This is a genomic window from Paenibacillus sp. J22FR5, from assembly GCF_059691975.1.
Window position 1 is genome coordinate 282,867 of sequence record NZ_JCAUAN010000004.1, and the last position, 10,991, is coordinate 293,857.

Consider the following 10,991-nt stretch of genomic DNA (forward strand, 5'->3'; position numbering starts at 1 on the left):
GATGAGAAGCAGTTGATGATTTCTTGTTGTTAGGGGAGTGGCTATGTCTTCGTACGTTAATTGGGGCGTGAAGTTGTACGATGTACAACATAATTGGGGTGAAATTGGCGTATGGGTAACCTATGTTGTAAAACGTACAATAAAATGAGCCAGAATGGTGGGAAATGGCTCATTTAGAGAAATAATGTTGCACAAAGTGCAACATCAGTAACATAAAGCCGAGCAGAACCCTCGTTATGTTGTATAAAATAATATAAAATACAACATGGACACTCGAAAATGACTGAATTGAAAGTTGCAGCCAACCCAAAAAGCAAGGGCTATCCCCGTGTAGATGCATCTACGCGGAGACAGCCCTTATTCATAGTGCGCAGGTGTTGCTCCCAACTACCAAGACTTGCGCAGCGTAAACAAATCCTGCAGCTCATCATTCGAAAGCTCGGTAATCCAGCCTTCAGAGGAGGAGATGACGTTGTCGCTGAGGCTCATTTTGCTTTCGAGCATTTCGTCGATACGTTCCTCCAACGTACCGAGCGAGATGAACTTGTGGACCTGCACGTTCCGCGTCTGGCCCATGCGGTAGGCACGGTCGGTTGCTTGGTTCTCGACCGCGGGATTCCACCAGCGGTCGAAGTGGAACACGTGGTTCGCCGCGGTCAAGTTCAACCCGACGCCGCCGGCTTTCAGCGACAGCACGAAAATATTCGGTCCATCCCCGTCGGCGGCTTGGAACCGCTCAATCATGCGGTCGCGCTCCTGCTTCGGCGTGCTCCCGTTAAGGTAGAACACCGGCTCTCCGCGCTGCGCGGAGAGCACATTCGCCAGCATACGGCCCATGCCCACATACTGTGTGAAGATCAAACACGAATCGCCCTCATCGCGGAGCTCATCGACCATCGCAACGAGCCGCTCCAGCTTCGCCGAGCGCAGAACCAGCGCTTCGCGCCCATCCTCGCTTTGCATCATGTCCTCTGCCTGATCCGCTTCCTTCGAAAGCAGCATCGGATGGTCACACAGCTGCTTCAGTTGTGTCAATGCGCCAAGGATCGCGCCCTTGCGCTCCATGCCTTCGAGCTTTTGCATCCGCTCCATCAGATCCTTGACGGTCTGCTCGTACATCGCACCTTGCTCAGCGGTCAAGTTGATGTAGACTTTCATCTCTAGCTTGTCCGGCAGATCGAGCTGGATGGCAGGATCTTTCTTTTTGCGGCGCAGCATAAACGGTTTAACCAACTGCTGCAGCTGCGCGGTACGTTCCGTATCCTGATGTTTCTCGATCGGATTCGCGAAGCGAATTTGAAAGCCGCGCTGATTCCCGAGGTAGCCTGGATTCAGGAAATCATAGATCGACCACAGCTCTGATAATCGATTCTCAATCGGCGTCCCTGTCAGGGCAATTCGGTGAACAGCGTTAAATGAGCGTATCGCGGCGGATTGTTTGTTTTGCGCGTTTTTGATATTCTGTGCCTCGTCCAAACAGAGAGAACTCCACGTATACGGTTGAAGCGTCTCTTGATCCATAAGGGCTGTCGTGTAAGAGGTGAGGACGATATCGATCCCCTGCAAAGCATCATCCAGCGCCCCGTCACTGAGTCGACCTTTCCCATAATGCAGCATGACATTAAGCTCAGGTGCAAAGCGTGCAAGCTCCTTCTGCCAGTTCCCAAGCACAGAAGTTGGGCAGATGAGTAGAGCTGGCTGTTCCGAATCCTGCTTGTGATGCAGTAAATATGTGATAAATTGAACGGTTTTACCAAGTCCCATATCATCGGCTAAGCAAGCGCCAAGTCCGAACTTCCGCAGATAAGTCAGCCAAGTGAAGCCTTGGTGCTGATAGCCGCGAAGTTCGGCGCGTAAGCCTTGCGGCACGGGGACGAGCTCTAGCTCGGAAGGCTGACCAAGCTGCCGAACCAAGGCTAGCAGATGTCCGTTCAGTTCAACCTCCAGTTGCAATCTAGCTTCCTCTTCGTAGTCTAGCTCCTCGGGAGCTTCGCTATCCCACGAAGCTTTCACTTTATCCCGTTCTAATTCACTCAACAAGTGTAGCTGGAAAATATCTTGCAGGGACAATCCCTCAGCCGGATCAATGCTGTCCATGAGTCTGCGGATTTGCTCTAAGAACGCAGGGTCGAGATAGATCCACTGCCCACGGAAACGGATTAGCCTTTCGTTGCGAGTGAGCAAGCTATTGAATTCGGCTTCGCTCAATTCGGAATCCCCGATGGCAATTCGCCAATCAAAATTGACGAGCGAGTTCATGCCGAACAAGGACTCGCTTTTGCCGCCACCGCCAGCACCGCCGCCTGCTTCAGCAGCGACCTTAGCGCTGAGTCGCGGCTTCCGTTTGGCGGCTGCTTCCCACCAGGCTGGCAGCATCACGTTCCAACCATCCTCCAACAGAATACGGCTGTCCTTCGTCAGGAACGTCCAAGCTGAATCGTCGCTCATCGGATGAGCGAGCAGTTCCCCGTCATCCGCCATACGGGGCAAAGCTTCTAGCAAACGCGTCACCCAACCAGGTGCACGCTCCACCACATGCGGCGTCCAATCGGCTGCCCATGCGCCCGAAGCTGTGCCATCAACATGCAAGCTAATCGGTGTGAGCAGGGTGCTGTCGTGTTTATCCTGCAGTACGAGCCGCAGACGCCACTCATCTTCCAATTCGTCAGGCTCAAGCAGCTGTAATGCAGGACGGAAAGGCGCTAAGTCTGGACGCCAACCCATGGCAGAGAGCCATTCATTCTCGGTGAAAGCTGCAGGTGAATCATCTGCCGTGTTCGACTTCCGATTAGCCGTAAATAACGCCGGATAATCCCGCCGCAAATCGGCCATTGCCGCCTCATCGGCATAATGAGCTTCTACGACCGCCGCTGAGAAGGCTGCGCGTAAACCCATCAAGCCTTCGCCAAGGTCATCCATGCTCTCTAACATGTTCCAATCTACTTTCGCCAGCTCTTCTGCACTACGATCCCAAGTCCAAATCAACTGGCCATTGCGGAAATCCTCATAGCTCGGAATATATTGCCCTTTCTGAGTGGCATCATAGAGAAGCGGGGCTACTCGCAGCATCATCTGCGCAGACTCGGTGCCCATTTCCCAGCTCACAATATCCATCAAATTCGGCGCTGCAAAGAAAGAGAGCACCTGCTCCACAGGGAGAATGGTCACGGTCAACTCGCCAGCCTGTTGCGTCTCAAGCAAAGTACCATATAGAGAAGAGGCATGCCAGGTGAACAACAACTTACGGAAGTGATCGCCGGAGACATCTCTTCCATCTTTGAAGCCCCATAACAAGGCATCTCCGCCGTCCGTTAGGGACATGCATAACGACATTTCATGCAATTTGGTACTCATTCTAGCAGCTTCCCTTTCTTCAATTCTTCTTGCAAGGCACGCAGCCTGCTAAACCGACTGACGAATCGGGTGAAGAACGCTTCCCATCGTTCGGGTTGCTTCATTTTTTTGTATACTTTTTCCAAACGTTTCAGCAGACGTACGGCCGATTTGTAATCGTGGCGGTTTTTCAACCGAATATAGTGTTCTACCGCTTGGTGGTAGTAGGGCAGTAGAAGCTCAGGCGATTCCTTCTCAATCGGCTGCAGGACATTGACGCGATGCGTGAAGGGATCGTATCCCTGCATAATTTGCATTTCGATCCAAGACTTCCATTGGCGTCTCTCATAATAGAGCGTCTCTATGATCCGATAGGAGGTTGGCAAAAGCTCTTCTAAGGCCTGCCACATCTCTGGCTCAGCTTCTGGCAGTTGAGCGACAGCCATCTTCCAATAAGCGGCGTAAGATTCGATTTCGTGCATTCTTTTTCCATTATAAAAAGAACATAATCTCCGCAGCCAATGAACAATCTCGCTCCAATTCTGAATGTGTTCTAGATAAGCAAGAAAAGGTGTGAAAAGAAGTGCTGGCGCTTCCTTGTACGAGGCGTGTGAGGCTATAACTTCCCATGCTTCGCTGTATCTCGCTTGATGCAGGTTTAGATAGGCTCTTCCCGCACAGAGTGAAAAGGAGAGCTCGGCCGCTTCCATCGCTTCGAAAGCCGCAAGCTCAGTTGTTGTTATGTTTGCATCCCTTGGGCCTCTGAAAGCCCAGAACGTTGTGAACACACGAAAGTGATGCAGCTTCTTATGTGACTCGATCGCCATCTGCGCTCGGAGATAATCCAAGGTTTGTGTAGATCTCTCGCCATGCCATGAGCCATCTGGCAAACCAGAAGCTTCTTTCAGCCAATCATCGAGCTCATCACTTAAATGATATACGGTTGCGGCGGTGTAGAACGTGACGCCAGCTTGTGTGTTCTGCTCGACAATTTTGCGCAGAATGAACAACCTCTGATGGAATTCGAAATAAAACTGATCCGTCTCGGAAAACGGAATCGTCGTTCGCTTGAGATTTGCAAACTGCCCTCGCAGCAATTCAACATAGTTCCATTGATCGTAGGAGGGTTTAAAGTGATACGTGTAATGCTCCATGAATTTGTGCCAGCCAGCCACGGTCATCTCTGGCAGATTCTCCAGCGTAGACACATTAGAGGACAAAGCAGCTACCCGCTTTAACGCCATCTTAGCATTCATAATTTGTGAAGCAGGGTAACCTTGTCGATCAGCTAATTCCATGAGAGCGGCTGCTACATGCTTACAGGACGTGCGCACAGGACATGTGCATGAGCTTGTTTTCAGCTGATTGAGGTCAATCGCAACCTTACAATTCTCGCCAAACTCTTCCACGACCGCATGAACCTTCCGAATCTCAGGTACAATAATAAGAGACGTAACCATCTGTTGTTTATAGAAATGAAAGCCCCGACTTAGTGTAACTTCGTTGAACGTTTCGGCCACATATTCAAGCAATTTCGACCATTGGTCATCATTCAAAACGGGTGTAGAAGACATGTTCAAACTCCTTTGGATACCTACGATAAGATGACATTCATCTAGTATAAAATGTCGAGACTAACTTGTAAATTTAACAGGGACAATTTGTACTTCCTAAAGAGCTGATGTCCATATCTGGTGGATGCCTCCAAAGTCTTTTAACCTCACTTGACAATTCATACTGTAATCATTATAATTACAGTATGAATTAACATTCTTAGTGAAGGTGGCGAGGCGTATGTTGAACGTTGCAATTGGTGATTGGGTAGTCGCAACAACAAGTGAAGATGAATTGGTTCATGGTTATGTGGAAGCGATCGCTTGGCAGCATGGTATCGCCTTCGTTCATGTCATTGCTTCCGATCAAGATGAAATTATTGGGCATCAAATTGAAGTGAAAATCTCCAGTGTGAAGACATTACCAATAAGCGGACTTGATACAGAAGTTGGCGTACGCAGTATGATCGACATTGCCCTTGAAATCAAAGATCAGCTGTGGTTTATGGAACTAACGGATACCTTGCTTTCATTGCAGTCCCACGAATCCAAGACGACCAAAGACAAAGTGATCCCCGGTTTCTATCAGAACCGACTAGGCGTGGATCAGCTGTAATGGTTGGCATATTAAAAAGCCAATCTACCCGATAGCTTGCTCAGCAAGATTAGTCGGTAGATTGGCTTTTTCGTTGTTGGCGCGGCTATTTCGATGTCGCAGTATTCCCCGCAGGTTTCGCTGCAGGTATGCCCTTCGCGACTTCCGCGGCGAATAGCGTTTGCATTTCGGCGATCTTTTTGGCGTCGGCTGCCTCGATTTTATCCGCGTAATACTTCTCCACGAACAGCTCCCAGGTCGGAACGACCTTTTGCATGTGGATGGTTTTTACGGCTGTTTTGATCAGCCTTCGTTCCTTGGCATTCGTGTACATATCGACGTACTGTTGCTTGCGATCAAAGTCTAGCTCAGTGAAGATCGAGCGGAATACCTCCGCCGTCATCCGCGCATCATCCAAAGCCCTGTGTGCTGAGCCCTGCGCTTCGATATTCAGATCAACGAGCGCTGCTTCCACACTGACGTCATTTGTTACTTTTTTGAAGCGGGTAAACCCTTTCAGTAAGTCGAAATAGTAGGCTGCCATCCAATACGCATCATCTAGCTTGTGCATGCGGGTATCGAATATGATACGCTTCAGATCTTCGCCGCCCCATGTCACGAGCAGCAATTCTTCACTCCGTCCGAGCCATTCCAAGAAGTCGGCAATCACTTTGCGAAAGCCAGCAGCTTCATCGATATCTTCTTGGGGAATTCCCGTTTTTTTCTTAATAAATGCGTTCAATTTGGAGAAATAGACGGGCTTAATTAAAGCAGAAAATTCATCTATTTGCCCCAGAGAAGCATCTAATCGAACTGCCCCAATCTCGATAACTTCCATCGGTAGATCACTGGCAAACTTTCGGCCGTTAAATTCGATATCTAATATAATGTAATCCATGGTGTGTGCCCCCGTTTCATCTCTATCCTATCATTTTAGCAGAAAATGCTTAGTATGCCAGCTTCTGTTTACGATAGACCGCACGCAGCACTAGACTAAACAAGAATCCAACGAACGACATGACTGACACCCAGATAAAAAGCTGCCCCCCACCAAATACTTGATAGAACCATCCTCCTAGATAAGAAGCGACAATACCCGAGATACCGAAAAAGATAATAGCTAGAACCGTTTGTCCAGTTGCACGCCATTCTTCAGGGACAATTTGATATAAATACTGTATGGCAGCTGAGTAGAAGATAGGGAATGTGAAGGTTTGAAGGAGCTGGATCGCGACGAGTACATGCGGTTCAGTCACCAAAGCGCTGATAAGGAAACGTAAGAAATAGAAGAACGCTGCGAATGAAATAAGAGCTAATTCCTTCCCTTTTCGAAGCCACCAGAAGCTAAGTGCAAAGACTAGAATCTCACTCCCAGCTGCTAAGAAAAAAGCAATTCCGACCAAATGATTGCTGCCGCCCAATTCTCGGATATAGACGCCAAGGAACGTATCGTTAATCCGTTGCGGAACTGCACAAATGAAGATTAATACCATAAACCATATGGTTTCTTTATTGCCTAGAAAATTTCGTAGACTTCGCAGTGAGATAGGTTTCCCAGTCACAGGAGCATCTGGCAACGCGAAGCAAATAATTAAGCTAATGACACCTATTCCACCAAAAAGGTAGGCCAAGCTATGAATGCCGAAGTATTGAGCCGCATAGCCAACAATTAAAGACATCACCGCATACCCAACAGCGCCAAAAGTACGGATCGAACCATAACTGGTGCCAACGGCTTCCGCGGTTTGGAAGTTAAGGCTTTCCGTCAATGGATCCAGGGGCATCAAGAAGAAGTAAAGCAGCATGGTAAAAAGGAGAAGGACGATAAAGGTTTTGGAATCATAGAGCAAGTAGCCGATGATCGTCGAACAGAAGAGTAGAAGTAACATAACTTTTTTGATGGTTTTCGTTCGGTCGCTAATCATGCCCCATAATGGCTGGGAAAAAATAGCGATAAAGCCACCGGTCCCTATGATGAGACCAATTTTGGATGTGGAAAGTCCCTGAGCATCTAAATAGACGGGCAGAAATGAAACGAAGAGAGCGAGTAAAGCGAAATACAAAAAGTTAAAGGAGCGCAATAAGTTGGATGAATTCATGATGACCAAACCTTCCGTGATGAACTAGCGCGATGCTGTCGTAAATGTACATTTTATCACGCCCAGCCAGAGTTGCAAAAAAAATTATCAAGAACGGAGCTGAGATGGGTTCGTTCCTGTAACTTTTTTGAACTGGCGGCTAAAGAAATAAATGCTCCGATAGCCCAGCGCTTCAGCGACTTCACTGACATTCATCCCTAGTTTTAACAAATAAGCAGCGCGCTCAATTCTGGACTGAATGAGATAGGATTCAATCGTTTGGCCCATGATTTCTTTGAATTTTAAAGAGAAATAACGTGGAGAAAGATGGGCTTGTTTAGCTAAATCTTGAATACTATGCTGACGCCCCGGATCTTGACGAATGTGAGCCGCGATATCCATCATCACTCGGTTCATGGAGCGTCGTGCCGGATCACCCTGTGATTGATGGGCAGGTGCTTGACGTTCAAAAAGCAACAGAACCAGCCTGAGCAGCGCTTTCGCTTCTTCCTCATGTCCATAAGCTTCCGTCAGACGCACATGTACGAAACGATCTAAGTAGGATTCATGGAACTCAGCAGGATCGAAGTGAACAAAGGATGGTAATGACATCAGGAGGGCGTGGTCCCCTTGGACTGAGAAGTGAATGTACGTTACCGTTAGCGGTCGTTCTGGATTATGCTTGGCACTGGATAAGTCTCCAGGCTTGAACAGGAAACAATCGCCGGAACTAACGTGGTAACGCTTACTATTTAAGGTGACCTCACCTTCACCATCCCATACATACCAGAAATCGAAGTCTTGGAAGGGCTCGTGATCGCGGCTCCACTTCCAATTCACCTCACAGATGACTTTACCGAAATAAGGGTTGAGCAGCAGATCTTGCGGTGAGAAAACAGACATGAAATTTATTGGCTCCTCTATGTAAAATAGTACAAATAGAATGGTGCTTTCATAGTTTACCACATCAAATAGTATAAGTTTTCGGTTACTGAAAACTTATACTATCTAATTGACATTAAAACTTACTATTAAACGCGGTCGCTCATCTTATTTCAATTTATTCCAAACCTCAGGCCTTTGGGCAAGCCTGTTAAGCTGATCTGCTAGTTCCCGTTCAGGATTCTCGCAAAGATCGTACGGATTGGAGCATGGTATACGGTTGTTATTGCTCAATTGTTGTTTAATCGCTTGTTGAATGGCTATGGAATCGAAAGGGACATGGAGAACATTATCAGCGGTTTCGCGTCGATACTGGCGGCCTCCGATATTAACAGCAGGCAATCCGAAAAAAGGCGATTCGATGATTGCGCTGCTACTGTTGCCCATGAGCAAATCGACATTTTGAAGCAAAAAAAGAAACTGATCATTGGGGACAGACGGGATGTAGGTTACATTTTCGTTTTCGCTCACAAAGGCCAGGAGCTTCTCGCGAAATAATTCGCCTCCTGGATCGCTGTTGGGTCCGATTACATAGATGTTGCTGTCCGCGGCATAAGGATGCAATGCGTCCAACACACAGTCGATTTGATGGTTGTAGGATAACGGCTCTTTGGAATCCGGATGCATACATAACAGAATCTTGTTCTTTATGGAATTCAATCCATAGCGTTCATTCCAAAGTTGTGTCGTCGCAGCATCTATTGTACGAACACACTTTATTTGTTGTTTTCTCAGCGAACCGATAGGTACAATTCGCCAGTCGGATTCGCCCATGTGCAGCAATAACTGCTTTGCTTTTATTGATGCGACAAAGTGGAGATGCGCGAGCTTGCTGATGGCATGGCGCACGGCATCGTCAGCAGACCCGCTCTGTTCTCCGCCGTGCAGGTGCACGATTCCGATGTTTTGATAATGTGCGGCAATCGCGGCGGCTAATATCTCAGGTCGGTCACCGAGGAGTAAAACGCAATCAGGTTTACTACGCTGAAGAATATCACCAAAATGAAGCAATCCGAGTCCAAGTGATTTGCTTTGGTTTTCAAGCGAATCTCCTTTCATGAGAATCGATGGCATAGCAATAACGGGGACAGGGTCATTCGTCACCTCTATCCAAGTGTTTCCGTATTCAGGAAGCAGATGCATCCCTGTTACGACGAGTTCTAAATGAAAGCGAGGATCGCGATGCAGTTCCATGAGTGCGGGCCGAAGGATTCCATAGTCCGCTCTGGTTCCTGTGAAGCATATGATATGCATGGCAAGTACGTCATCCTCTCTTTACGGCTTCAGCCAAGTGTCTGACAACATATTCTTGCTCCTCGCCAGTCAATAGCGTGTGAAAAGGGATTGCGATCGTACGCTGTGCCATTTCCTCTGCAATGGGAAAAGACCCCTCGGTCGTTTGAAAGATCTCTCTATAGCACGGCTGCAGATGAATCACAGGAAAATAGGGTTTAGACTGTATGCCTTGATTCTTCAAATCGTTAATAACGTCTACCTGATTAACGCCAACTGGCAGTATGACAATAAAGACAAACCAACTCAGGGTACAAGCTTCCAAAACAGCTGGAAAAGTGATGGGAACTTTATAAGCGTGGAGAAGCTCTTTATACGTTTGGGCGACTCTTTCACGCTTTTCCATCAGCTCTGTTAAACGCTCCATCTGAGCTGTGCCTACGGCTGCCTGCAAATCAGACATCCGGTAATTATAGCCGATTCGTACATGTTCCAACCAAGCGTTATCGTTTCCTCTGCCTTGATTTCGAAGGCTTAAAGCTGTCTGTGCAAGGATTTCCTGATTTGTAACCAAAATGCCTCCTTCCCCAGTAGTTACCTGCTTGTTGGCGTAGAAGGCAAATACCCCGACATCTCCGAAGGTTCCGGCTTTTTTGCCTTTCCATTCTGCCCCTAGAGCCTCGCAAGCATCCTCAATGACATATAACTGATGCTCTTTGGCTATCTGCATGATGATATCCATATCACAGGTTTGACCGAACACATGAACGGCTAATATGGCTTTTGTTCTTGGTGTTATCGCAGCTTCGATGGCACGGGGATCCATATTCAGCGTCAGGGGGTCAATATCGACGAACACGGGCTTAACACCTTCGTACAACAAACAGTTGCTTGAGGCGATAAAGCTGTAAGTCGTAGTAATGACTTCATCCCCATGCTGAAGTCCGAGCGCTTTGACTGCAACGTGCAGGGCGCTTGTTCCACTGTTCATGGCAATGGCGTGGCGGATGCCAAGCTCCTTCTGAAAAGATTGCTCAAAACGGCTTAGCTTCTCGCCAAAACTAAGCTGACCAGAATCGAGCACTTCAAACACATATTGTTTCTCTAATTCGGATATGTCCGGCCGCGCTAATGAAATCATCATGAATCATTCATTCCTCCCAGAACTCTAGCTGATGTCATTTTATTTTATGTAAGGTCGAAAGAATGGTCCGTAGAACGCTTCCTAATACTGCCCAAATATTGGCAAATAGACAA

At 47.7% G+C, this 10,991-nt stretch carries 8 protein-coding genes; 1 reads left to right on the plus strand and 7 read right to left on the minus strand.

Annotation, left to right across the window (positions count from 1 at the left end; translation table 11 throughout):
• Window positions 1-387: 387 nt before the first annotated feature.
• Entirely contained in the window at window positions 388-3,354 is a 2,967-nt protein-coding gene (locus AC58P7_RS09170; RefSeq protein WP_497341980.1) for a DEAD/DEAH box helicase, read from the minus strand.
• Window positions 3,351-4,907 carry an SWIM zinc finger family protein gene (locus AC58P7_RS09175; RefSeq protein WP_497341982.1) on the minus strand — a complete coding sequence of 519 codons (1,557 nt, stop codon included), beginning with the start codon at window positions 4,905-4,907 and terminating at the stop codon, window positions 3,351-3,353. The genes AC58P7_RS09170 and AC58P7_RS09175 overlap by 4 nt, the downstream gene beginning before the upstream one ends.
• Window positions 4,908-5,127: 220 nt before the next feature.
• On the opposite strand from AC58P7_RS09175, the gene AC58P7_RS09180 reads away from it, so the two are divergent.
• Window positions 5,128-5,502 carry a hypothetical protein gene (locus AC58P7_RS09180; protein ID WP_497341983.1) on the plus strand — a complete coding sequence of 125 codons (375 nt, stop codon included), beginning with the start codon at window positions 5,128-5,130 and terminating at the stop codon, window positions 5,500-5,502.
• An 85-nt stretch (window positions 5,503-5,587) separates the two neighbouring features.
• Here AC58P7_RS09180 and AC58P7_RS09185 read toward each other — a convergent pair whose 3' ends face one another.
• The 5 genes from AC58P7_RS09185 to AC58P7_RS09205 all read right to left on the minus strand — a co-directional run bounded on the left by AC58P7_RS09185 (window position 5,588) and on the right by AC58P7_RS09205 (window position 10,878).
• A complete protein-coding gene (locus AC58P7_RS09185) occupies window positions 5,588-6,379 on the minus strand; it encodes a 3'-5' exonuclease (protein WP_497341985.1) in 792 nt (263 codons plus the stop codon).
• Between the two features lie 49 nt (window positions 6,380-6,428).
• Entirely contained in the window at window positions 6,429-7,580 is a 1,152-nt protein-coding gene (locus AC58P7_RS09190; RefSeq protein ID WP_497341987.1) for an MFS transporter, read from the minus strand.
• A gap of 87 nt (window positions 7,581-7,667) precedes the next feature.
• Window positions 7,668-8,462: a helix-turn-helix transcriptional regulator gene (locus AC58P7_RS09195; protein WP_497341989.1), complete on the minus strand. Its 795-nt coding sequence runs from the start codon at window positions 8,460-8,462 to the stop codon at window positions 7,668-7,670.
• Window positions 8,463-8,609: 147 nt separating this feature from the next.
• Window positions 8,610-9,755: a UDP-N-acetylglucosamine 2-epimerase gene (gene neuC, locus AC58P7_RS09200; RefSeq protein ID WP_497341991.1), complete on the minus strand. Its 1,146-nt coding sequence runs from the start codon at window positions 9,753-9,755 to the stop codon at window positions 8,610-8,612.
• A 10-nt stretch (window positions 9,756-9,765) separates the two neighbouring features.
• Window positions 9,766-10,878, minus strand: coding sequence for a DegT/DnrJ/EryC1/StrS family aminotransferase (locus tag AC58P7_RS09205; RefSeq protein ID WP_497341993.1), 1,113 nt, complete (start codon window positions 10,876-10,878; stop codon window positions 9,766-9,768).
• Window positions 10,879-10,991: the final 113 nt, after the last annotated feature.

What these genes read in the sequence shown, in the direction of transcription:
- AC58P7_RS09175 (WP_497341982.1), bottom strand. Translation starts at nt 4,907, where the DNA reads ATGTCTTCTACACCCGTTTTGAATGATGACCAATGGTCGAAATTGCTT.
- AC58P7_RS09195 (WP_497341989.1), bottom strand. Translation starts at nt 8,462, where the DNA reads ATGTCTGTTTTCTCACCGCAAGATCTGCTGCTCAACCCTTATTTCGGT.
- AC58P7_RS09170 (WP_497341980.1), bottom strand. Translation starts at nt 3,354, where the DNA reads ATGAGTACCAAATTGCATGAAATGTCGTTATGCATGTCCCTAACGGAC.
- AC58P7_RS09190 (WP_497341987.1), bottom strand. Translation starts at nt 7,580, where the DNA reads ATGAATTCATCCAACTTATTGCGCTCCTTTAACTTTTTGTATTTCGCT.
- neuC (WP_497341991.1), bottom strand. Translation starts at nt 9,755, where the DNA reads ATGCATATCATATGCTTCACAGGAACCAGAGCGGACTATGGAATCCTT.
- AC58P7_RS09205 (WP_497341993.1), bottom strand. Translation starts at nt 10,878, where the DNA reads ATGATGATTTCATTAGCGCGGCCGGACATATCCGAATTAGAGAAACAA.
- AC58P7_RS09185 (WP_497341985.1), bottom strand. Translation starts at nt 6,379, where the DNA reads ATGGATTACATTATATTAGATATCGAATTTAACGGCCGAAAGTTTGCC.
- AC58P7_RS09180 (WP_497341983.1), top strand. Translation starts at nt 5,128, where the DNA reads ATGTTGAACGTTGCAATTGGTGATTGGGTAGTCGCAACAACAAGTGAA.